The organism is Enterobacter sp. PL_is379 (assembly GCF_055817355.1).
On the sequence record NZ_JBVPGT010000028.1, the window covers coordinates 243611 to 267192 of the forward strand.

General features: G+C 56.7%; 18 protein-coding genes. 11 read left to right on the forward strand and 7 right to left on the reverse strand.

The annotated features are described in order from the left end of the window. The first annotated feature begins 2 nt into the window (after positions 1–2). The 4 genes from purB (at position 3) to AC0TOY_RS12030 (ending at position 4845) form a co-directional block, all read left to right on the forward strand. Positions 3–1373, forward strand: coding sequence for an adenylosuccinate lyase (purB, locus tag AC0TOY_RS12015; protein ID WP_008500757.1), 1371 nt, complete (start codon positions 3–5; stop codon positions 1371–1373). A 123-nt stretch (positions 1374–1496) separates the two neighbouring features. Further along, a complete protein-coding gene (gene phoP / locus AC0TOY_RS12020) occupies positions 1497–2168 on the forward strand; it encodes a two-component system response regulator PhoP (protein ID WP_024908594.1) in 672 nt (223 codons plus the stop codon). Next, entirely contained in the window at positions 2169–3632 is a 1464-nt protein-coding gene (gene phoQ, locus AC0TOY_RS12025) for a two-component system sensor histidine kinase PhoQ (protein ID WP_024908595.1), read from the forward strand. 91 nt (positions 3633–3723) lie between these two features. Continuing rightward, positions 3724–4845: a ribosomal protein uL16 3-hydroxylase gene (locus tag AC0TOY_RS12030; protein ID WP_473721884.1), complete on the forward strand. Its 1122-nt coding sequence runs from the start codon at positions 3724–3726 to the stop codon at positions 4843–4845. 42 nt (positions 4846–4887) lie between these two features. Here AC0TOY_RS12030 and pepT read toward each other — a convergent pair whose 3' ends face one another. Then, entirely contained in the window at positions 4888–6111 is a 1224-nt protein-coding gene (gene pepT, locus AC0TOY_RS12035) for a peptidase T (protein ID WP_473721885.1), read from the reverse strand. 237 nt (positions 6112–6348) lie between these two features. Here pepT and potA point away from each other — a divergent pair, with 237 nt between their 5' ends. The 4 genes from potA to potD are packed head-to-tail and all read left to right on the forward strand — an operon-like array spanning position 6349 to position 10151. After that, on the forward strand, positions 6349–7491 hold the full coding sequence (gene potA, locus AC0TOY_RS12040) for a spermidine/putrescine ABC transporter ATP-binding protein PotA (RefSeq protein WP_248165428.1): 1143 nt from the start codon (positions 6349–6351) through the stop codon (positions 7489–7491). After that, on the forward strand, positions 7475–8332 hold the full coding sequence (gene potB / locus AC0TOY_RS12045; RefSeq protein WP_024908600.1) for a spermidine/putrescine ABC transporter permease PotB: 858 nt from the start codon (positions 7475–7477) through the stop codon (positions 8330–8332). Before potA ends, potB begins: the two co-directional genes overlap by 17 nt. After that, on the forward strand, positions 8329–9120 hold the full coding sequence (gene potC, locus AC0TOY_RS12050; protein WP_008500765.1) for a spermidine/putrescine ABC transporter permease PotC: 792 nt from the start codon (positions 8329–8331) through the stop codon (positions 9118–9120). Before potB ends, potC begins: the two co-directional genes overlap by 4 nt. Next, positions 9117–10151 (forward strand): spermidine/putrescine ABC transporter substrate-binding protein PotD, encoded by a 1035-nt coding sequence (potD, locus tag AC0TOY_RS12055; protein ID WP_063621387.1) that lies wholly within the window; start codon positions 9117–9119, stop codon positions 10149–10151. Before potC ends, potD begins: the two co-directional genes overlap by 4 nt. Positions 10152–10198: 47 nt before the next feature. On the opposite strand, the gene AC0TOY_RS12060 is transcribed toward potD, so the two are convergent. Continuing rightward, positions 10199–11428, reverse strand: a complete 1230-nt coding sequence (locus AC0TOY_RS12060) for an EAL and HDOD domain-containing protein (protein ID WP_167212743.1) — start codon at positions 11426–11428, stop codon at positions 10199–10201. A gap of 237 nt (positions 11429–11665) precedes the next feature. Between AC0TOY_RS12060 and AC0TOY_RS12065 the strand changes: the two genes are divergently transcribed. Beyond that, complete coding sequence (locus tag AC0TOY_RS12065) at positions 11666–13597, forward strand: methyl-accepting chemotaxis protein (protein WP_473721886.1); 1932 nt, start codon at positions 11666–11668, stop codon at positions 13595–13597. A gap of 45 nt (positions 13598–13642) precedes the next feature. Here the strand turns inward: AC0TOY_RS12065 and cobB are convergent, their stop codons facing one another. The 5 genes from cobB to lolC are packed head-to-tail and all read right to left on the reverse strand — an operon-like array spanning position 13643 to position 18581. Beyond that, the gene (gene cobB / locus AC0TOY_RS12070; protein ID WP_032650873.1) at positions 13643–14464 is read right to left on the reverse strand and encodes a Sir2 family NAD+-dependent deacetylase; all 822 of its coding nucleotides are present in this window, start codon (positions 14462–14464) and stop codon (positions 13643–13645) included. Positions 14465–14478: 14 nt separating this feature from the next. Continuing rightward, positions 14479–15390, reverse strand: a complete 912-nt coding sequence (nagK, locus tag AC0TOY_RS12075) for an N-acetylglucosamine kinase (RefSeq protein WP_032650871.1) — start codon at positions 15388–15390, stop codon at positions 14479–14481. 53 nt (positions 15391–15443) lie between these two features. After that, the gene (lolE, locus tag AC0TOY_RS12080; RefSeq protein WP_045352893.1) at positions 15444–16688 is read right to left on the reverse strand and encodes a lipoprotein-releasing ABC transporter permease subunit LolE; all 1245 of its coding nucleotides are present in this window, start codon (positions 16686–16688) and stop codon (positions 15444–15446) included. Further along, positions 16688–17389, reverse strand: a complete 702-nt coding sequence (gene lolD, locus AC0TOY_RS12085) for a lipoprotein-releasing ABC transporter ATP-binding protein LolD (RefSeq protein ID WP_010429765.1) — start codon at positions 17387–17389, stop codon at positions 16688–16690. The genes lolE and lolD overlap by 1 nt, the downstream gene beginning before the upstream one ends. Beyond that, a complete protein-coding gene (gene lolC / locus AC0TOY_RS12090; RefSeq protein WP_024908607.1) occupies positions 17382–18581 on the reverse strand; it encodes a lipoprotein-releasing ABC transporter permease subunit LolC in 1200 nt (399 codons plus the stop codon). Before lolC ends, lolD begins: the two co-directional genes overlap by 8 nt. Before the next feature lie 256 nt (positions 18582–18837). Here lolC and AC0TOY_RS12095 point away from each other — a divergent pair, with 256 nt between their 5' ends. Together AC0TOY_RS12095 and mfd are read left to right on the forward strand one after the other, a co-directional pair. After that, complete coding sequence (locus AC0TOY_RS12095) at positions 18838–19911, forward strand: acyltransferase family protein (protein ID WP_473721887.1); 1074 nt, start codon at positions 18838–18840, stop codon at positions 19909–19911. Positions 19912–20060: 149 nt separating this feature from the next. Then, positions 20061–23507 carry a transcription-repair coupling factor gene (gene mfd, locus AC0TOY_RS12100; protein ID WP_023343765.1) on the forward strand — a complete coding sequence of 1149 codons (3447 nt, stop codon included), beginning with the start codon at positions 20061–20063 and terminating at the stop codon, positions 23505–23507. The last annotated feature ends 75 nt before the right edge of the window (positions 23508–23582 follow it).

Genomic DNA, 23582 nt, shown 5'->3' on the forward strand with positions numbered 1-23582 from the left:
TTATGGAATTATCCTCACTGACCGCCGTATCCCCTGTCGATGGACGCTACGGCGATAAAGTCAGCGCGCTGCGCGGGATCTTCAGCGAATATGGTTTGCTGAAGTTCCGTGTTCAGGTTGAAGTACGCTGGCTGCAAAAGCTGGCCGCCCAGGCAGCAATCAAGGAAGTTCCTGCTTTTGACGAAAAGGCAAACGATTACCTTGATAAAATCGTTGCTGAGTTTAGCGAACAAGACGCCGCGCGCATTAAAACCATTGAACGCACTACCAACCACGACGTGAAAGCGGTTGAGTACTTCCTGAAAGAGAAAGTGGAAAGCGTCCCTGCGCTGCACGCCGTGTCTGAGTTCATTCACTTCGCCTGTACCTCTGAAGACATCAACAACCTGTCTCATGCGCTGATGCTCTCCACCGCGCGCAAAGAGGTGGTGCTGCCTTACTGGCGTAAAATCATCGACGCGGTAAAAGCGCTGTCCGTGGAATACCGCGACATTCCGCTGCTCTCCCGTACCCACGGCCAGCCAGCCACCCCATCCACGATGGGTAAAGAGATGGCGAACGTCGCGTACCGTATGGAACGCCAGTACCGTCAGCTGGAGCAGGTTGAGATCCTCGGCAAAATCAACGGCGCGGTCGGTAACTATAACGCCCACATTGCCGCTTACCCGGAAGTGGACTGGCACCAGTTCAGCGAAGAGTTCGTGACCTCTCTGGGCATTCAGTGGAACCCGTACACCACCCAGATTGAGCCGCACGACTATATCGCCGAGCTGTTTGACTGCATCGCGCGCTTCAACACCATCCTGATCGACTTCGATCGTGACGTGTGGGGCTATATCGCCCTGAACCACTTCAAGCAGAAAACCATCGCCGGTGAAATCGGCTCTTCCACCATGCCGCACAAAGTAAACCCAATCGACTTCGAAAACTCCGAAGGCAACCTGGGTCTGGCGAACGCCGTGCTGCAGCATATGGCGAGCAAACTGCCGGTATCCCGCTGGCAGCGCGACCTGACCGACTCCACCGTACTGCGTAACCTGGGCGTGGGCATTGGCTACGCGCTGATCGCGTATCAGTCCACCCTGAAAGGCGTAAGCAAACTGGAAGTAAACCGTGACCGTCTGCTGGACGAGCTGGATCACAACTGGGAAGTGCTGGCGGAGCCAATCCAGACCGTGATGCGCCGTTACGGTATCGAAAAACCGTACGAGAAGCTGAAAGAGCTGACCCGCGGCAAACGCGTTGACGCCGAAGGCATGAAGCAGTTTATCGACGGTCTGGCGCTGCCGGAAGAAGAGAAAACGCGCCTGAAGGCAATGACCCCGGCGAACTACATTGGCCGCGCCATCACCATGGTCGACGAGCTGAAGTAACGCCCCTCTCCCCCTTTTCGCCCGAAAAGGGGGATGCTTTTCCCCGGTTTACTCAATGTTTATCCCCACAACAACATAATCAGCGTTAAACTATTCATACCAATTATTTAGGGAGAAGAGATGATGCGCGTACTGGTTGTTGAGGATAACGCATTGCTACGTCATCACCTGAAGGTTCAGCTTCAGGAGATGGGACATCAGGTGGACGATGCTGAAGATGCAAAAGAAGCCGATTATTATCTCAATGAACACCTGCCGGATATCGCCATTGTCGATTTAGGGTTGCCTGACGAAGACGGTCTGTCGTTAATTCGCCGCTGGCGCAGCCACGATGTCTCCCTGCCGGTTCTGGTTCTGACCGCCCGTGAAGGCTGGCAGGATAAGGTCGAAGTGCTCAGCGCTGGGGCAGATGATTACGTCACCAAGCCGTTCCATATTGAAGAGGTGGCGGCGCGCATGCAGGCGCTGCTTCGTCGCAACAGCGGGCTGGCGTCTCAGGTTATTTCCATCCCGCCTTTCCAGGTCGATCTCTCCCGCCGGGAATTATCCATCAATGATGAAGTGATCAAGCTCACCGCCTTCGAATACACCATCATGGAGACGCTGATCCGTAACAACGGCAAGGTAGTGAGCAAAGACTCCTTGATGCTCCAGCTCTATCCTGATGCTGAGCTGCGCGAAAGCCATACTATTGACGTGTTGATGGGACGTTTACGTAAGAAAATTCAGGCGCAGTATCCGCAGGATGTGATTACTACCGTCCGTGGCCAGGGCTACCTGTTCGAATTACGCTAAATGAGACGGATCTTGCGCCATATTTTGCCCCTCTCGCTGCGGGTGCGCTTTTTACTGGCAACGGCAGCCGTCGTGCTGGTGCTGTCGCTCTCCTACGGCATGGTCGCCCTGGTGGGCTACAGCGTCAGCTTTGATAAAACCACCTTTCGCCTGCTGCGTGGCGAAAGCAACCTGTTTTATACCCTTGCGAAGTGGGAAAACAATAAAATCACCGTCGAAATGCCGGAAAACCTCAATCAGCAGAGTCCCACGCTGGCCCTGATTTATAACGAAAAGGGGAAGCTACTGTGGGCGCAGCGGGACATCCCGTGGCTGGTCAAAAGCATTCGTCCGGACTGGCTCAAAACCAACGGTTTTCATGAAATTGAAGCCGATCTCAACACCACCAGCTCACTGATCCGTGAAGATCGCTCCCTGCAGCAAAAGCTGAACGAGATCCGCGCCGACAACGCCGAAACGGAGATGACGCACTCCGTCGCGATTAACCTCTACCCGGCGACGCTGAACATGCCGCAGCTGACCATCGTGGTGATCGACACCATTCCGGTCGAGCTGAAGCGTTCTTATATGGTCTGGAGCTGGTTCATCTACGTTCTGGCGGCAAATCTGCTGCTGGTGATCCCGCTGCTGTGGGTGGCGGCGTGGTGGAGCTTGCGCCCCATCGAATCACTGGCGAAAGAGGTTCGGGAACTGGAAGAACATCATCGCGAAAAGCTTAACCCGGAAACCACCCGCGAGCTCACCAGCCTGGTGCGTAACCTCAACCGCCTGCTGAAAAGTGAACGCGAACGCTACGATAAATACCGTACCACCCTTACCGACCTGACCCACAGCCTGAAAACCCCGCTCGCGGTCATGCAAAGTACCCTGCGTTCAATGCGCAGTTCGAAGCTGAGCGTCGATGATGCCGAGCCGGTGATGCTGGAACAGATCAGCCGTATTTCACAGCAAATTGGCTATTACCTGCATCGCGCCAGCATGCGTTCCGGCAGCGCGCTTCTGAGCCGCGAGCTGCATCCGGTAGCGCCGCTTCTGGATAACCTCACGTCCGCCCTCAACAAGGTGTATCAGCGTAAAGGGGTGAACATCAGCCTCGATATCTCGCCAGAGATAAGCTTTGTGGGTGAAAAAAATGACTTCATGGAAGTCATGGGTAACCTACTGGATAACGCCTGCAAATACTGTCTGGAGTTCGTGGAAGTGTCTGCACGTCAGACGGAAACCGAGCTGCATATCATCGTTGAGGATGATGGCCCGGGGATCCCGCGCAATAAACGTGACGTGGTGTTCGATCGCGGTCAGCGCGCCGATACGCTACGTCCAGGCCAGGGCGTAGGATTAGCCGTCGCGCGCGAGATTGTCGATCAGTACGACGGAAAAATCGAAACCAGCGAAAGCCTGCTGGGCGGCGCCAGAATGGAGGTCATTTTTGGTCGCCAGCAGCCCACATCGAACGATAGTTAACCCGTTATGTGAAAAATGCGAGGATCTCGCAGCCGGGGGGCTGAGCTTCCGTTATAATCCGAGTCAGTAAGAGCCTGCGGAATAAAAAAATATGGATTATCACTTAACACTTAACTGGCCCGAGTTTATTGAACGTTACTGGCAGAAACGCCCGGTGGTTCTGAAGCGCGGGTTCAGCAACTTTGTCGACCCCATCTCGCCTGACGAACTGGCCGGCCTGGCCATGGAAAACGAAGTCGACAGCCGTCTGGTCAGCCACCAGGACGGGAAATGGCAGGTTAGCCACGGTCCTTTCGAAAGCTACGATCACCTCGGTGAAAACAACTGGTCTCTGCTGGTGCAGGCGGTCAACCACTGGCACGAGCCAACGGCCGCCTTAATGCGTCCGTTCCGCGCCCTGCCCGACTGGCGCATGGACGATCTGATGATCTCCTTCTCCGTTCCTGGCGGTGGCGTCGGTCCGCATCTGGACCAGTACGACGTGTTTATTATTCAGGGTACGGGCCGCCGCCGCTGGCGCGTGGGCGAAAAAGTGCCAATGAAGCAGCACTGCCCGCATCCGGACCTGCTTCAGGTTGACCCGTTTGAAGGGATTATCGACGAAGAGCTGGAGCCGGGAGACATTCTCTACATTCCGCCGGGATTCCCTCACGAGGGCTACTCGCTGGAAAACTCACTCAACTACTCCGTAGGGTTCCGCGCGCCAAGCGGCCGCGAGATGATCAGCGGATTTGCCGACTACGTTCTGCAACGCGAGCTGGGCAGCTATCGTTACAGCGACCCTGATGTGCCTGCGCGCGAGCATCCGGCCGATATCCTGCCCGCAGAGCTGGATAAGCTGCGCGGCATGATGCTGGATCTGATTAACGAGCCGGAGCACTTCAAACAGTGGTTTGGCGAGTTTATCAGCCAGTCTCGTCACGAGCTGGACGTTGCGCCGCCGGAGCCGCCGTATCAGGCTGACGAGATTTATGATGCGCTCCAGCAGGGCGATAAGCTGGTACGTCTGGGCGGATTACGCGTGCTGCGCATTGGTGAGGACGTGTTCGTCAACGGCGAGAAGCTGGACTCACCGCACCGTCCGGCGCTGGAAGCCATTGCCAGCCATCTGGTGCTGACTGCCGACACCTTTAGTGATGCGCTGGAAGACCCATCCTTCCTCGCGATGCTTGCCGCGCTGGTCAACAGCGGGTACTGGTTCTTTGAGGACTGAGTCGCTGTAATGCCCGGTGGCGCTTCGCCACCGGGCTTTTTCTTACCGCTTCGCGGTCAACTCCGCTATCCGCACAATCACCTTCACCGCCTTTTCCATCCCTTCGAGCGTCACAAACTCATGCTTGCCGTGGTAGTTATAGCCACCGGTAAACAGGTTCGGGCACGGCAGCCCCATAAACGACAGCTGAGAACCGTCGGTGCCGCCGCGAATCGGCTTCAGCTGCGGTTCAATATCGCAGTCGCGCATCGCCTGCTGGGCGATATCGAGAATATGCGGATGCGCCATCACCTTCTCGCGCATGTTGTAATAGCTGTCTTCGATGATGAGTTCAATGTAGCAATCAGGGTGTAATCCTTTACCCACCTTCTTGGCGATCTCCATCATCTTACGCTTGCGCGCCTCAAAGGCTTTACGGTCGAAATCGCGGATGATGTAGTGCATCTGCGCGCTGTCCACGGTGCCTTTGATGCTGGTCAAGTGATAGAACCCTTCATACCCTTCGGTCTGTTCGGGGCTCTCTTCCGCCGGGACTACCGCATGAATTCGCGACGCCAGCGACAGCGCGTTCACCATGACGCCTTTCGCCGAACCGGGGTGAACGTTGTTGCCAACAATTTTGATCGTCACTGAGGCAGCATTGAAGTTTTCATACTCCAGTTCACCGACGCCGCCGCCGTCAACGGTATAGGCCCACTGCGCGTTAAAGGCCTCCACGTCGAAGTGCTTCGCCCCCTTGCCGACCTCTTCGTCCGGCGTAAAGGCCACGCGGATATCCCCGTGCGGAATGTTTTTATCCTTCAGCACCGCCAGCGCGGTCATGATTTCGGCAATGCCCGCTTTATCATCCGCCCCCAGCAGCGTTTTGCCGTCGGTGGTGATCAGCGTCTGACCCAGCAGCTGGTGCAGCACCGGGAACATGACGGGCGAGAGCACTTCGTCGCCAATGCCCAGCGCAATGTCGCCGCCGCGGTAGTTTTCCACAATCTGCGGGTTCACATGTTTACCGCTAAAATCCGGAGAGGTGTCGACATGAGAGATAAAGCCAATCGCCGGAATGTCACCCGGGACATTCGCCGGCAGCGTTCCCATCACAGTGCCTTTCTCGCTTAACGTGACGTTGACCAGCCCCATGGCGTCAAGCTGCTCTTTGAGCAGATTTAATAACTTCCACTGGCCTTCGGTGCTCGGCACCTGGCGAACACCCGGCTTAGATTGGGTATCCAGCGAAACGTACTGTAAAAAACGCTCAAGTAATTTATCCATGCAGTCACCCTCACTTTTTGTGACAACATTATCAATAAGCATCAAAACGCAAATATTGCGTCAGGTCACTTTTATCCCGCAAACGAGAATATTTTCCGTTTATATCGTTATGCGTTAGTAAATGTAGCTTATGAATCAGTGACAAGGATTGGCGATTGCAGGGGATTGCCGTAGAATGTCCGCCCTCATTACGAGTCACCAAGGTGGTTACACACAAACCCCGCTTCAGTCTGCTGCCTGAGGCGTCTATATGGGACAGCGCAAAAATTGAATACACAAACCCGTTCACCGCTGGTGAAACTGGAACGAATTCGTAAAAGTTTTGATGGCAAGGACGTCATTTCCGACCTCACTCTCACCATCAATGACGGTGAGTTTCTGACGCTGCTTGGCCCCTCCGGCTGCGGCAAAACAACCGTACTGCGCCTTATCGCCGGGCTGGAAAACGTCGATAACGGCCATATCCATCTTGAGAACCAGGACATCACCCGGGTTCCCGCCGAAGACCGCCACGTCAACACTGTCTTTCAGAGCTATGCCCTCTTCCCGCACATGACCGTGTTTGAGAACGTGGCATTTGGCCTGCGGATGCAAAAAACCCCGGCGAGCGAGATCGAACCGCGCGTTACCGACGCCCTGCGAATGGTGCAGCTTGAGACGTTTGCCCAGCGTAAACCCCATCAGCTTTCCGGCGGCCAGCAGCAGCGCGTGGCCATCGCCCGCGCCGTGGTCAACAAGCCGCGTCTGCTCCTGCTGGATGAATCCCTCTCGGCGCTGGATTACAAGCTGCGCAAGCAGATGCAGAACGAGCTCAAGGCCCTGCAGCGCAAGCTCGGCATTACCTTTGTCTTCGTCACCCACGATCAGGAAGAGGCCCTGACCATGTCCGACCGCATCGTGGTGATGCGTGACGGCAAAATCGAGCAGGACGGCACGCCGCGAGAAATCTACGAAGAGCCGAAGAATCTGTTTGTCGCCAGCTTCATTGGCGAGATCAATATCTTTGACGCCACGGTGATTGAGCGTCTGGACGACCAGCGCGTGCGCGCCAGCGTCGAAGGACGCGAGTGCAATATCACAGTGAATTTCCCCGTCGAAAAGGGACAAAAGCTCAACGTTCTGCTGCGCCCGGAAGATCTGCGCGTCGATGAAATTCACGGCAATACCGAGGCCGAAGGGTTAATCGGCTATATCCGCGAGCGCAACTACAAAGGGATGACGCTGGAGTCTGTCGTCGAGCTGGAGAACGGCAAAATGGTGATGGTCAGCGAATTCTTTAACGAAGACGACCCTGACTTCGACCACTCTCTCGACCAGAAAATGGTTATCAACTGGGTAGAAAGCTGGGAGGTTGTACTGGCTGATGAAGAACACAAGTAAGTTCCAGAATGTGGTGATTGCCACGATCGTCGGTTGGCTTGTGTTGTTTGTCTTTCTCCCCAACCTGATGATTATCGCCACCAGCTTCCTGACCCGCGACGATACCCATTTCGTTTCGCTGGTCTTTACGCTGAACAACTACGCGCGCCTGCTCGATCCGCTCTATTTTGACGTGCTGCTGCACTCGCTCAATATGGCGCTGATTGCCACGATTGCCTGCCTGGTACTGGGATATCCCTTCGCGTGGTTCCTCGCGGGCCTGCCGCAAAAGGTGCGCCCCCTGCTGCTGTTTTTACTGATTGTTCCCTTTTGGACGAACTCGCTCATCCGTATTTATGGTCTGAAGATTTTCCTCAGCACAAAGGGTTACCTGAATGAGTTTCTGCTGTGGCTAGGAGTGATTGATACGCCGATACGCATCATGTTTACCCCGAGCGCGGTGATTGTCGGCCTGGTCTATATCCTGCTGCCGTTTATGGTGATGCCGCTCTACTCCAGCATTGAGAAGCTGGATAAACCGCTACTGGAAGCGGCAAAAGATCTGGGTGCCAACAGGCTGCAGACCTTTATCCGTATCATTATTCCGCTGACGATGCCCGGCATTATCGCGGGCTGTCTGCTGGTGATGCTTCCGGCGATGGGCTTGTTCTATGTGTCGGATCTGATGGGCGGTGCGAAAAACCTGCTGATCGGTAACGTGATCAAGAGCCAGTTCCTGAATATTCGCGACTGGCCGTTCGGGTCCGCCACCAGCATCACGCTGACGGTGGTGATGGGTCTGATGCTGCTGGTCTACTGGCGCGCCTCACGGCTGCTGAATAAGAAGGTGGAACTCGAATGATCGGTCGACTGCTTCGCGGCGGTTTTATGACCGCCATTTACGCTTACCTGTATATCCCGATCATAATTTTGATCGTGAACTCGTTTAACAGCTCGCGCTTTGGGATTAACTGGCAGGGCTTTACCACCGACTGGTACAGCCTGCTGATGAACAATGACAGCCTGCTGCAGGCCGCTCAGCACTCGCTGACGATGGCGATCTTCTCCGCCACCTTCGCCACGCTGATTGGCTCCCTGACCGCCGTGGCGCTCTATCGCTATCGCTTTCGCGGTAAGCCGTTCGTCAGCGGCATGCTGTTTGTGGTGATGATGTCGCCGGACATCGTGATGGCGATTTCGCTGCTGGTGCTGTTTATGCTGCTGGGCGTACAGCTTGGCTTCTGGTCGCTGCTGTTTTCCCATATCACCTTCTGCCTGCCGTTTGTGGTGGTGACCGTCTTTGCGCGCCTGAAAGGGTTCGACGTGCGCATGCTGGAGGCGGCGAAAGATCTGGGCGCCAGCGAAATGACCATCCTGCGCAAAATCATCCTGCCGCTGGCGATGCCCGCCGTGGCGGCCGGATGGCTGCTGAGCTTTACCCTGTCGATGGATGACGTGGTGGTCTCCTCCTTCGTGACCGGGCCGAGCTATGAAATTCTGCCGTTGAAAATCTATTCGATGGTGAAAGTCGGCGTTTCACCGGAGGTGAACGCGCTGGCGACCATTCTGCTGGTGTTTTCGCTGGTTCTGGTGATCGCCAGCCAGGTTATTGCTCGTGATAAAACAAAATCTCAGGGGACAATGAAATGAAAAAAATGCTCGCCGCTGCGGCGCTGGTGCTTGGCATGGGTGCCGCGCACGCTGATGACAGCAAAACGCTCTACTTCTACAACTGGACCGAGTATGTGCCGCCGGGACTGCTGGAACAGTTCACCAAAGAGACGGGCATCAAGGTGATCTACTCGACCTACGAGTCGAATGAAACCATGTATGCCAAGCTCAAAACCTACAAAGACGGCGCATACGATCTGGTGGTTCCTTCCACCTACTTTGTCGACAAAATGCGCAAAGAGGGCATGATCCAGAAGATCGATAAAACGAAGCTAACCCATTTTTCAAACCTCGATCCGGAGATGCTCAACAAGCCGTTTGACCCGAATAACGACTACTCCATTCCGTATATCTGGGGGGCAACCGCGATTGGCGTTAACAGCGAGGCCGTCGATCCGAAATCGGTGACAAGCTGGGCCGACCTGTGGAAACCGGAGTACAAAGGCAGCCTGTTGTTGACCGACGACGCGCGTGAAGTGTTCCAGGTGGCGCTGCGCAAGCTGGGCTACTCGGGCAATACGACGGATCCAAAAGAGATTGAAGCGGCGTATACCGAGTTGAAAAAGCTGATGCCTAACGTGGCGGCATTCAACTCCGATAACCCGGCAAACCCGTATATGGAAGGCGAAGTGAACCTGGGGATGGTGTGGAACGGCTCCGCGTATGTCGCCCGCCAGGCCGGTACGCCGCTTGAGGTTGTCTGGCCAAAAGAGGGCGGGATTTTCTGGATGGACAGTCTTTCAATCCCGGCCAACGCGAAAAACGTGGACGGGGCGCATAAGCTGATTGACTTCCTGCTGCGCCCTGACGTGGCGAAACAGGTTGCCGAGACGATTGGCTACCCGACGCCCAACCTGGCCGCACGCAAGCTGCTGAAGCCTGACGTGGCTAACGATAAGTCGCTCTACCCGGACGCCGAAACCATCAGCAAAGGTGAATGGCAGAACGATGTCGGCGACGCCAGCCGCCTCTACGAAGAGTATTACCAGAAGTTAAAAGCGGGCCGCTAACCGGTATCGCGTTCTTCTTCACGCCGCCTGCGCGGCGTGAGGGGGAATTAACTGACCGCATTCTCTCCTGCCCAGATCGTCGCCTTTCGCATCGCCTCCACCACCTCCTCATCAGACAGACCCAGCGCCTGACGAACACGGGTTGCCTCGTCCCAGCGCTGCTGTTCATAATAACGACAGAGGTTAATCATGTCGGCTAACTGCCCCTCCTGATGGCACAGCGCGTTGCTCACGCTCTGCGGTACCGCAATTTGCTTCATCAACTCGGCCATCGGCAGCTCAAGAAGGGTATCGAGCAAAGAAAACAGGCCGCACATGAACGCATTTTCAGCCAGAATCGGGTCTTTCATCGTCTCTGCAATCAGTTCGCAGAACTTGCCGCGCATCATGCTTAACGGGTAAAGCTCGCTGACGGTGTCATTACCCGCACTGGCGAGGACCACGACGGCAACAAACCGACGGAGCTGATTTTCGCCAAGATACCTGAGCACCTCGCTCAGGGTTAACTTGCTGAAATTACAGGCGCCGACATGTTTAAACGCCGTATGCTTCATATAGCGCATGATTTTATAAGAGAGCGTCAGATCCGTTTTTATCAACGACTCGATGATTCGAAAATCAGGTTTATTGCGTCCGACCTCCATTTGCAGCCGGAAAATCGCCAGCTGATTTTGCGACAGCCGTTTATATTTAATGACCTCCGGACGGCAGAAAAAATAGCCCTGAAACAGCGAGAACCCCTCGTCCCTGTATTGGTTGAATTCCTCTTTAGTCTCAACTTTTTCAGCGAGATATTTAATATGACCGGTAAGATGTTGACGTGCTTTCAGATACGCTTTAATTTGCGCTAAAGTATAATTTCTGACGTCGAATTTCAGGATCGAAATATAGGGTAAAAAAGCATCCCATTCTGGCGCAAGGGTGAAATCATCAAGCGCAAACTGGTAGCCATGCGCATTCATCTCCCTGACGGCCTGCAGCAGTTCGGCCCCCGGCACAGCATCTTCAAGGATCTCAATCACCACGCTCTCTTTATCAAGCGCTTCGCCACTGCGGTCAATGACCATCCTTGAAGGGAAATTAATAAACGACGTATGTGCCCCGGCGATGCGCTGGGACGGCACACATAAAAACTGATCGGATATCATCCTGGACGTAGCGTATTCCGCCGACACATCCGGAAAACGATTTGTCATCCCGTCTCTGAAAAGCAGCTCATAGGCCACGGTATTCATCTCTGGGTTAAAAATGGGTTGTCGCGCGATAAATCCGTACATATCCCATCCTCCTCTACCACTTAATATTTATTAGCATCCTCTTTCTACACGATGATAACGAGCATTATCGAGCGCTATTTTGATTGAATGCACAAAATAAAAGCATCCACACTAATTAACGGGATTTAATATTCTGGAATTTAAATTAAATATATCCGGCGCTCTACAGAAAGAGAACGAAATATCCGATAAGTACTGTGTGCCTGCCCGACATGCACGACATTACGGGAGATGAGAATGAAAGACGCCATGGTCCGAAAACAAAAAATAAGAGTCAAGACGTTGATGCTATTGTCCATTTTCCTCACCGTGACGGTGGGCTTTACGGCAACGATCGGGTTTATGATGTGGCAGTGGATGGCGCAGCAAGAGGTGCTGGCCAAAAAACATATCCGCCAGATAGCCGAGGTACAGGCTTTACAGGTCAGCAAACAGCTGGATTCTGCCCTGACTGCCGCCCGGGACATGGGCAACAGCGCGCTGGCGCTGCGCGAGGCGGGGGTATTCGATCGCCAGAGTCTGAACCAGCTGCTCATCCACTATCTGTCGGCTCATCCCCAGTTTCTCTCTATGTCGATGGCCTTTGAGCCCAACGCGTTTGACGATAAAGATGCCGCCTTTGCCGGTCAGAGCGGTGAAGATCCTGCCGGACGCTACGCCCGCTACGTCGACCGCGACGCTACCGGCAAACCGGCCTTACACCTGCTGACGGACATCGAAACGCCCGGCAGCGGTGATTATTATCTGCTGCCGAAACAGCGGCATAAAGATGTGATCATCGAACCCTATATTTACCCCTACAACGGCGTGGAAGTGATGCTCACCTCGATTGCCGCCCCCATCATGCGAGACGGTCAGTTTCTGGGCTCGGTCACCTCTGACTTCTCACTCGCCACGCTGCAATCGACGATCGGCGCGATTAAACCGTGGAACGGCACAGGCTACGCCCTGCTCCTCTCCGCGGGTAATAACGTGGTGTCCAGCCCGGACAAGCGCGCGGCAGGCAAGCCTTACGCCGGTCAGATTGCCGGTCATGACGTCACCCGGATAAACGATCCGCTGCTGAAGGAAGATGTGTTTATCACCTGGCAGGACATCGCCGTCGGCAACAGCCAGACGCCGTGGAAGCTCGCCATTATCACCCCGGTCAGCGAAGTGATGGCCGAAGCGCGCGCATTTTTGCTGAAAGCCATCATCCTGATGGTGTTAAGCATCATGGCGGTTAGCCTGGTGATGGCGCAGGTCTTTACCCGCAAAGTTGACCGTCCGGTGGGGGGAGAACCTTCGGAAGCCGCCGGGATCGCCCTGGCCGTCGCCCGGGGGGAGTTGAACAACACCATTCCGGTGCGCTCCGGAGATACCCACAGCATTTTTTATGCCCTGCACACCATGCAGATGCAGCTCAAGCGCATCGTCGATAATATCAGCGAAGCCAGCCATTCCGTGCACGGCGGGACCAGCGAAATTTCGGCGGGCAACCTTGATCTCGCCTCGCGAACCGAAGAACAGGCGGCGGCGATTGTTGAAACGGCAGCCAGCATGGAAGAGATTTCGGTCACGGTGAAGAATAACGCCGACAACGCCCACAAGGCGACGACGCTGACCGATCGCGCCGCGAGCCTCGCCGGGCATGGCGAAACGCTGGTGAACGACGTAGTCGTGGTGATTGGGGAGATTGACGAGAGCGCGCGTAAGATCGGTGAGATTAACAGCATCGTCGATGGCATCGCCTTCCAGACCAATATCCTGGCGCTAAATGCGGCCGTTGAAGCGGCGCGTGCCGGCGAACAGGGGCGCGGTTTCGCGGTAGTCGCAGGTGAAGTGCGCAATCTTGCCCAGCGAAGCGCTAACGCGGCCAAAGAAATTTCCCAGCTGATTGCCGAGTCCTCAGGCCGCGTCAGCAAAGGCGTTGAGCTGGTCAATGAGACCGGCGTAATGATGAAACAGGTGATTGAGGCGGTGTCGCACGTGCATCTGGTCATCAACGATATTGTTCAGGCGCTGGACGAGCAGAACCGCGGGATTAGCCAGGTCAGCACTGCCGTTAACCAGATGGACAGCACCACCCAGCAGAACGCCTCTCTGGTTCAGCAGATCTCAGCGGCGGCGCTCTCGCTGGACGAGCAGGCTAAATCGCTGGAGAAGACGCTGGCGTTCTTTCATTCTTAAATAAAAAGGCACCCGTCCAGCGGGTGCCTTTTCACGCGATTCGCGTTACAGACCTTTCAGCAGCTTGTCGACAAATTCCGGAACAACCGTGCTGGCCAGACCGTAGTGTTTCTCTTCAAACTCGCTGCCCACCTGGCTTGGCTCAAGGTTGAGTTCAACCGTATGCGCACCGTGCAGTCGCGCTTCGTGGACAAACCCCGCCGCCGGATAAACGTGGCCGGATGTGCCGATGGCGATAAACACGTCGGCCATCGCCAGCGCGCTGTAGATCTCATCCATTCCCAGCGGCATTTCGCCGAACCAGACCACGTGCGGTCGCAGGCGCGACGGGAACTGGCAGCAGTGGCACTTATCCTCCGGCAGCACGTCTTCTTTCCAGTCAAGCACCTGACCGCTCCAGGCGCAGCGAACCTTGAGCAGCTCACCGTGCATATGGATGATGTTCTTGTTGCCGGCCCGCTCGTGCAGGTTGTCGATATTCTGCGTTACCAGCAGAAAACGATCGCCCAGCGCCTCTTCCAGCTTCGCCAGCGCCAGATGCGCCGCATTAGGCGCAACGTCAGGCTGCTGAAGCTGACGACGGCGGGCGTTGTAAAACGCCTGCACGAGATCCGGGTCGCGGGCAAAACCTTCCGGCGTGGCGACATCCTCCACGCGGTGCTCTTCCCACAGCCCGTCCGCCGCGCGGAAGGTTCGAATTCCTGACTCGGCGGAGATCCCCGCCCCGGTCAGCACCACCACTCTGGGTTTATCCATCGCTTCTGGCATTATTCTGTCTCTGAAAAAGATCCGCTGGCGCAAGCGCTCACGTAAGCGGCGTTTGTTTTTGCGAAAACGGCTGAGTCGACCCTGGCGACGCGACAGCATAGAAACCTCGTAAACTAATCGGTGAGATGAAGGAATGCGGCTCCGCGCATCCCTCCTGCGTCCCCGTGTCGCGCGCGTTCAATACGCGGCACGCGGGCAACCGGCAATAAGTGTCGGGGCAAACGCCCGGACAACCGTTCCGTAATCGCGGTAAAGTTTGAGAGCCCTCCCCCGATCACCAGCAGATCCGGGTCGACGATGGTGAGAATATTTCCCAGACACACCGCCAGCAGATCCAGATAGCGCTCGACGTGCTCACGCGCCTGCGCATCCCCTTGCTCCCACAGGGTAATGATTTGAGGGGCCTCAAGTTTCTGATGATAGAAGTGTTCGTAAAGCCATGCAAACCCGCGGCCGGAAAGGTAGTTCTCAATACAGCCGTGCTGGCCACAGCCGCAGCGGGTCAGCGGGAAATCACGCCCCACCACCTCGAGAGCATCCACCGGCAGGCGGATATGGCCAAACTCACCGGTGATGTAGCTGCGGCCGGTGATGGGCTTACCGTTGACGACGATTCCTCCGCCGACGCCGGTACCGAGGATCAGTCCCATCACCAGCGGATAGCGACGGAATTCATCATCCCAGGCTTCAGAGAGCGCAAAGCAGTTGGCATCATTGTCTAAACGCACGTCGCGTTCAAGGAGAGCAGAGAGATCGGCGCGCAGCGGTTTACCGCTGGCGGCAGGCACGTTGGCCGCGTAAAGCGTACCGTCGTCGGTTTCGGGCATGCCCGGAATACCGATGCCGACGCTGCCTTTCACGCCGAAACGTTCATCCGCCTGCGCCACCAGCGAGGCAATGGCGGTTAAAAAATCGTCGTAGCTTTCGCGCGGCGTGGGAACGCGGGTTTCCCACTGCAGTTTGAGGTCTTTATCAAACGCGCCGAGCGCAATCTTGGTGCCGCCAATATCAAATCCATAATACATAACGCATTCCTCTTTCGATCTGGCGACCCGAAAGCCGCTAGATCATGACGTAATTACTGGCCACTTAATACCCTCGCCGGATCAATTCGGCTTGCGCGACGCGCCGGATACCAGCTTGCCAGCAGACTCAGTAAAAGTGCTGTAAGCAGCACATAAAAAACGTCCAGCCAGTGCAGTTCAGACGGCAGGAAGTCAATAAAATAGATATCACCCGACAGGAACTGGTGACCAATAAGTTTTTCAATCCCGTTGATAATCGGCGTCAGCTGCAGGGAAACCACCACGCCAATCACCACGCCGCACAGGCTGCCGAACAGCCCCGCCAGCAAACCGTACCAGACGAAGATGGCGCGAATAAGACCGTCTTTCGCCCCCAGCGTACGCAGCACGGCGATGTCGCCGCTCTTGTCCTTGACCGCCATCACCAGCGTCGAGACGATATTAAAGCACGCCACACCAATCACCAGCACCATCGCCAGATACATAATGGCGCGGATCATCTGGATATCACGGTACATATACCCGTAAGTGCCGATCCAGCTTTTGATGTAGACATAGTTATTGGTCACGCTGCCCGCGTCGCGCACCAGTTTGTTGGCGTTAAAGACGTCGTTCACCTTAATCGCAATGCCCGTCACGCTGTCGCCCATGTCGAGATACTGGCGCGCATCCTCCATCGGCACCATCGCAAAGCTGTGGTCAAGCTGGCCGCTCAGTTGAAGAATACCGGTAACGTGCAGGCGCACGCGTTTTGGCTGCTGCAGTTTGTGATCGGCGCTGGCGTTGGGGATCATGATTGACACCCAGTCGCCCTGCTTCACCTTCAGGGCATCAGCAACGCCTTTACCCATGATGATCTGCTGCTCGCCCGCCCTGAAGTTGGCCCACGCGCCGTTTTGCACATAGTTCGGCAGCGCGCTGAGACGCGCTTCCTGCGCCGGGTTCACCCCTTTCACCTGAATGGCGCGCAGGTTTACCCCGCTCTCCACCAGCCCGGTAAAGTTAATGTAGGGCGCGGCCGCGGCGATGCCCGGCACTTTTTCAACTTTGGTGAGCGCATCGCTCCAGTTCGTCCACGGCTGGTTAACCGGTTCGATCTCCCCGTGCGGCACCACCGCCAGAATGCGGTTATTCAGCTCGCGCTCGAAACCGTTCATGGCGCTCAGGCCGACAATCAGCACCGCCACGCCCAGCGCAATACCGATGGTCGAGATGACGGAGATCAGCGACACCATGCCGCCGCGGCGGCGGCCGCGGCTAAAACGTAAACCGATGAGTAACGATAACGGTGACGCCATTACTCTGCTCCCATCAGGGTCAGTTCCGCGTTCAGATGGCCGTCGCGCATCTCAAGCTGACGCCCCATGCGTTTTGCCAGCTGCAGATCGTGGGTCACCACCAGAAAGGCGGTGCCCTGCGAGGCGTTCAGCTCGCCCAGTAGCTGGAAAATACTGTCCGCATTGCGGGCGTCCAGGTTACCGGTAGGCTCATCCGCCAGCACCAGACGCGGGTTGTTGACCAGCGCACGGGCAATCGCCACGCGCTGACGCTCGCCGCCGGAAAGCTCAGAGGGACGATGGTTGCCGCGATGACCCAACCCTACCGCTTTCAGCATGTCGCTGGCGCGGGCGTTAATTTCTGCCGGTTTCTTTTTGCCAATCAGCAGCGGCATCGCCACGTTTTCCAGCGCCGTGAAATCCGGCAGCAGGTGGTGGAACTGGTAGATAAAGCCCAGCTCGCGGTTGCGCAGCTCGGCCTTCGCCGCTGAGGACATTTTACTCATCGGCTGGCCGGAGAAAATCACGTCGCCTTCGGTTGGCGTATCCAGCCCGCCCAGCAGATGCAGCAGCGTACTTTTGCCCGAGCCGGAGCTGCCGACAATCGCCATCATCTCGCCTTCACCCACGCTAAAGCTCACATTGTGCAGCACGTCGGTTTGCACAGTGCCTTCCTGATAGCGTTTGGACAGGTTGTCGCATTGCAACAGGATCTTATTCATAACGTAAAGCCTCAGCGGGTTGAGTGGCGGCGGCGCGCCAGGAAGGATAAAGCGTAGAAAGCAGCGCAATGGCCATCGCGGCCAGCGCAATACCGACCACCTGCAGCGGCTCGATAGCCACCGGCAGCGCCGCGCCGTCAAGCAGCGCGCCGATGATCGGCATTAAGTTATTGAGCTGGCTGGCAAGCAATGCCCCCAGCACGGCGCCGAGCAGCGCGCCGATGATACCGGCACTGGCCCCCTGCACCATAAACACCGCCATGATCTGGCGCGGCGTGAGCCCCTGGGTTTGCAGGATGGCGACTTCGCCCTGCTTCTCCATCACCATAAGGCCCAGCGAGGTAATGATGTTAAATGCGGCCACGGCCACGATCAGGCTCAGCAGCAGCCCCATCATGTTTTTTTCCATCCGCACGGCCTGGAACAATTCGCCTTTGCGCTCGCGCCAGTCCTGCCATTTGGTGCCGTCCGGCAGTTTTTGCTGGCTGAGGGTATCGACCTTCAGCGGCGCGTCGAGCCACAGGCGCCAGCCGGTGATATTCCCCGCCGGGTAGCGCATCAGGCGTGAAGCATCCTGAATGTTCACCAGCATCTGGTAGCCATCGACTTCGCTGTTAGCGGCAAAGGTACCAATCACGTTGAACAGGCGCTGGCTTGGCAGGCGCCCCATCGGCGTAAACTGGCTGGCAGAAGGTACCATCACCCGCAGCTGGTCACCACGGTTGACGCCAAGCTGGCCGGCAAGCTGTTCACCCAGAATCACGTTGTATTTTCCGGCTTCCAGATCGGTCTGCTTCACGTTAACCAGATACGGCGTCAGCGGATCGTTTTGCGCCGGGTCGATACCCAGCATCACGCCGACCGCCACGCTGCGGGCGCTTTGCAGCACCACGTCACCGGTGGTCAACGGCGCAACGCGCGTGACGCCCTGTAACTTCGCCGCGCTTTCCGGCAGCTGCTGTGGGTTAACCGAACCGTTAGTCGATGAGAGAACGGCCTGCGGCATCAGCCCCAGGATGTTGTTTTGCAGCTCGCGCTCAAAGCCATTCATGACGGAAAGCACCGTCACCAGTGCCATCACGCCAAGCGTAATGCCAATAGTCGAAAGCCAGGAGACAAAGCGACCGAAGCGGTCCGCGGCGCGCCCACGCATGTAGCGTAAGCCTATGAAGAGTGCGACAGGTTGATACATGAAATCCGTCTGTTTGCTGATAGCAGACCCACGAGTATATAAGCGAATCCGTTAAGCGTAAATGACTGAAACAGTAAGCTTTGGTAATCATTTTTCCGAAAAATTCAGATAAATCAGGGTGCTATTGTCTGAATACTCACCTCGCGACCTCCACCTTTTCCGAAAAACCTCCTGATACAGACTGTTACCCATTACATCCTGGTGTCGTTTTACAACAATTGCTCGTTCGTTTATGGCAATAAGGTAGTGGCGAACAATGAAGCAAAAAGCATTATGGATTAACCAGATAAAAGGGCTGTGTATCTGCCTGGTGGTTATCTATCATTCGGTTATCACGTTTTATCCGCATCTGATCGGGCTGCAACACCCGCTCTCCGGCCTTCTCGCCAAATGCTGGGTCTATTTTAACCTTTATCTCGCACCGTTTCGTATGCCGGTCTTCTTCTTTATCTCCGGCTACCTGATCCGTCGTTATATTGACGAGGTGGACTGGCGAACCAGTCTCGACAAGCGGATCTGGAGCATTGTCTGGGTGCTGGCGCTGTGGGGCGTCCTGCAATGGCAGGCGTTGACCCACCTGAACGCCTGGCTGGCGCCCGAGCGTGAGCTTGCCACCTCGTCGAACGCGGCCTACGCCGACTCGCTCTCAGGATTTGTGCAAGGCATGCTCACCGCCAGCACCAGCCTGTGGTATCTGTATGCTCTGGTAGTCTACTTCACGCTGTGTAAACTGCTGAGCCGCTGGAAGCTGCCGGTACTGGGGCTGCTGGCGCTGGCAAGCATCGCGATCAACTTCCTGCCGCTGCCGTGGTGGGGAATGAACAGCGTGGTACGCAACATGATCTACTACAGCCTCGGGGCGTGGTATGGCGCAGCGCTGATGGCGTGGATGAAAAGCGTCAACCTGCGCCGCATCTGGCTGGCAACCGGCGCTTTCGCCGCCGTCTCCGTGGTGCTGTGGTTTGCTAACGTTCCGCTGCTGCTCTCATTGCTGTCGATTGTGTTGATCATGAAGCTGTTCTATAGCCTTGAGCAGCGCTATGCCGTTCAGCCGAACAATCTGCTGAACGTGATTGGCTCAAACACCATTGCGATTTATACCACCCACCGCATCCTGATTGAGACCTTTAGCCTGTTCCTGATCGGCGAGATGAATGCCGCTTACTGGCCGGTCTGGGCCGAGCTATCCCTAATTCTTGTCTATCCGTTTGCCAGCCTGCTGATCTGTACCCTGGCCGGACTCGGGGTGCGTAAGATCTCCACCGCGCTGTTTGGCGATGTTTTCTTCTCTCCTCCCGCTACGCTGACCCTGTCACCTTCAACGCGTTAATGCCCTCTCCGCCCCCGTTTCGGGGGCGTTTAGCCCTGCCGTGCGGTTACGATTTGCTTATGTAAAACGATCGAGGATAATAAAGACATTGCGTATCAGTGATATGCCCCAATACTGTTGGTATATCCATAAGAGACTCTGACATAGCCATGCCTGAACACTATCGTTATTCCTTACCTGTCAAAGCGGGCGACCAGCGCCAGCTGGGTGAACTCACGGGCGCGGCGTGCGCCACGCTGGTGGCGGAAATCGCCGAGCGTCATCCAGGCCCGGTGATTCTCGTTGCCCCGGATATGCAAAACGCCCTGCGCCTGCACGACGAAATTCGCCAGTTCACCGATAATCTGGTGTTCAGCCTGGCCGACTGGGAAACGCTGCCGTATGACAGTTTCTCTCCGCATCAGGAGATTATCTCCTCGCGCCTGTCGACGCTCTATCAACTCCCGACCATGCAGCGCGGCGTGCTGATTGTGCCGGTGAACACCCTGATGCAGCGCGTCTGTCCGCACAGCTATCTGCACGGTCACGCGCTGGTGATGAAAAAAGGCCAGCGCCTGTCCCGTGATGCCCTGCGCGCGCAGCTTGACGGGGCCGGCTATCGCCACGTCGACCAGGTGATGGAGCACGGGGAATACGCGACCCGCGGCGCGCTGCTCGACCTTTACCCGATGGGCAGCGACCAGCCGTATCGTCTGGACTTTTTCGATGATGAAATCGACAGCCTGCGCGTCTTCGACGCCGACACGCAGCGCACGCTGGAAGAAGTGGAGTCCATCAATTTACTGCCCGCGCATGAGTTCCCCACGGACAAAACCGCTATCGAACTGTTTCGCAGCCAGTGGCGCGATAAGTTCGAGGTGAAGCGCGACGCGGAACATATTTATCAGCAGGTCAGCAAAGGCACGCTGCCTGCCGGGATCGAATACTGGCAGCCGCTGTTCTTCAGCGAGCCGCTCCCTGCCCTGTTCAGCTACTTCCCGGCGAATACGCTGATTGTTAATACCGGCGATATCGACGCCAGCGCCAGCCGCTTTGAAAGTGAAACCCGCGCGCGCTTCGAAAACCGGGGCGTTGACCCGATGCGCCCGCTGCTGCCGCCGGAAGCGCTGTGGCTGCGCACCGACGAGCTCAACGCCGAGCTGAAGCGCTGGCCGCGCATGCAGCTGAAAACCGATTCGCTTGCCGACAAGGCCGCCAACACCAACCTCGCCTTCCGGACGCTGCCGGACCTGGCCGTCCAGGCGCAGCAGAAATCCCCGCTGGATAATCTGCGCAAGTTCCTGGAGTCGTTTACCGGCCCGGTGGTGTTCTCCGTTGAGAGTGAAGGCCGCCGCGAAGCGTTAGGTGAGCTGCTGGGACGCATTAAGGTGGCGCCGAAGCGCATCCTGCGCCTGAGCGAAGCGACCGGAAACGGTCGTTACCTGATGATTGGCGCCGCCGAGCATGGGTTCATCGACACGCTCAACAACCTGGCGCTGATTTGCGAAAGCGACCTGCTGGGTGAGCGCGTCGCGCGCCGTCGTCAGGACAGCCGTCGAACCATCAACCCGGACACGCTGATCCGTAACCTGGCCGAGCTGCATCCGGGCCAGCCGATTGTTCACCTGGAGCATGGAGTTGGACGCTATCAGGGGATGACCACGCTGGAGGCGGGCGGCATTAAAGGTGAATACCTGATGCTCACCTACGCTAACGACGCCAAACTGTATGTTCCGGTGTCGTCCCTGCATCTGATCAGCCGCTACGCGGGCGGTGCCGAAGAGAACGCGCCGCTGCACAAGCTGGGCGGCGATGCCTGGGCGCGCGCGCGCCAGAAGGCCGCGGAAAAAGTGCGCGACGTGGCCGCCGAACTGCTGGATATTTACGCCCAGCGCGCGGCCAAAGAGGGCTTCGCCTTTAAGCATGATAAGGAACAGTACCAGCTGTTCTGTGACAGCTTCCCGTTTGAAACCACGCCGGATCAGGCTCAGGCTATTAACGCCGTGCTGAGCGACATGTGCCAGCCGCTGGCAATGGACCGCTTAGTCTGCGGCGACGTTGGCTTCGGTAAAACCGAAGTGGCGATGCGCGCCGCCTTCCTTGCGGTGGAAAATAACAAGCAGGTGGCGGTACTGGTGCCGACCACCCTGCTCGCTCAGCAGCACTTCGACAACTTCCGCGACCGCTTCGCCAACTGGCCGGTACGCATCGAGATGCTGTCACGTTTTCGCAGCACCAAAGAGCAGACGCAAATCCTGGAGCAGGCCAGCGAAGGCAAGATCGATATTCTGATCGGCACCCATAAGCTGCTGCAAAGCGACGTGAAGTGGAAAGATTTGGGGCTGCTGATTGTCGACGAAGAGCACCGCTTCGGGGTGCGTCATAAAGAGCGCATCAAAGCGATGCGCGCCGACGTCGATATCCTGACCCTGACCGCAACGCCGATCCCGAGAACCCTGAACATGGCGATGAGCGGCATGCGCGATCTGTCGATTATTGCCACGCCACCGGCGCGCCGCCTGGCGGTGAAAACCTTCGTCCGCGAGTACGATAATCTGGTGGTGCGTGAGGCGATTCTGCGTGAAGTGCTGCGCGGGGGTCAGGTCTATTACCTGTACAACGACGTGGAAAACATCCAGAAAGCGGCCGACAGGCTGGCGGAGCTGGTGCCGGAGGCGCGAATTGCTATCGGTCACGGGCAGATGCGCGAGCGCGAGCTGGAACGGGTGATGAACGACTTCCACCACCAGCGCTTTAACGTGCTGGTGTGCACCACCATCATCGAAACCGGGATCGACATTCCGACGGCGAACACCATCATCATTGAACGTGCGGATCACTTTGGCCTGGCGCAGCTTCACCAGTTGCGCGGCCGCGTCGGGCGTTCGCACCATCAGGCCTACGCCTGGCTGCTGACGCCGCATCCAAAAGCGATGACCACCGACGCGCAAAAGCGCCTGGAAGCCATCGCCTCTCTGGAAGACCTCGGTGCAGGCTTCGCACTGGCCACGCACGATCTCGAGATCCGCGGTGCCGGTGAACTGCTGGGTGAGGACCAGAGCGGCTCGATGGAGACCATCGGCTTCTCGCTCTATATGGAACTGCTGGAAAACGCGGTTGATGCCCTGAAGGCCGGGCGCGAGCCGTCGCTGGAAGATCTCACCAGCCAGCAGACCGAGGTCGAGTTGCGTATGCCTTCCCTGCTGCCGGACGATTTCATTCCGGATGTGAATACCCGACTGTCGTTCTACAAGCGCATCGCCAGTGCGAAGACGGAAAACGAGCTGGAAGAGATTAAGGTTGAGCTGATCGACCGCTTTGGTCTGCTGCCCGATGCGGCGCGAAATCTGCTGGATATCGCTCGCCTGCGCCAGCAGGCGCAGAAGCTGGGCATTCGCAAGCTTGAAGGCAACGAAAAAGGCGGCGTGATTGAGTTCGCGGAGAAGAACCACGTCAACCCGATGTGGCTCATCGGCCTGCTGCAAAAACAGCCGCAGCATTTCCGTCTGGATGGCCCAACGCGTCTGAAATTCACCCAGGAACTGACGGAGCGCAAAACCCGCATGGACTGGGTGCGTAACTTTATGCGCCAGTTGGAAGAGAACGCGATCGCCTGACCTCCCTTTCCCCCCGTTAGCCCAGCGCTAACGGGGGACAATTTACAAACTCTTTGCACTTCACCCGATCTTCCC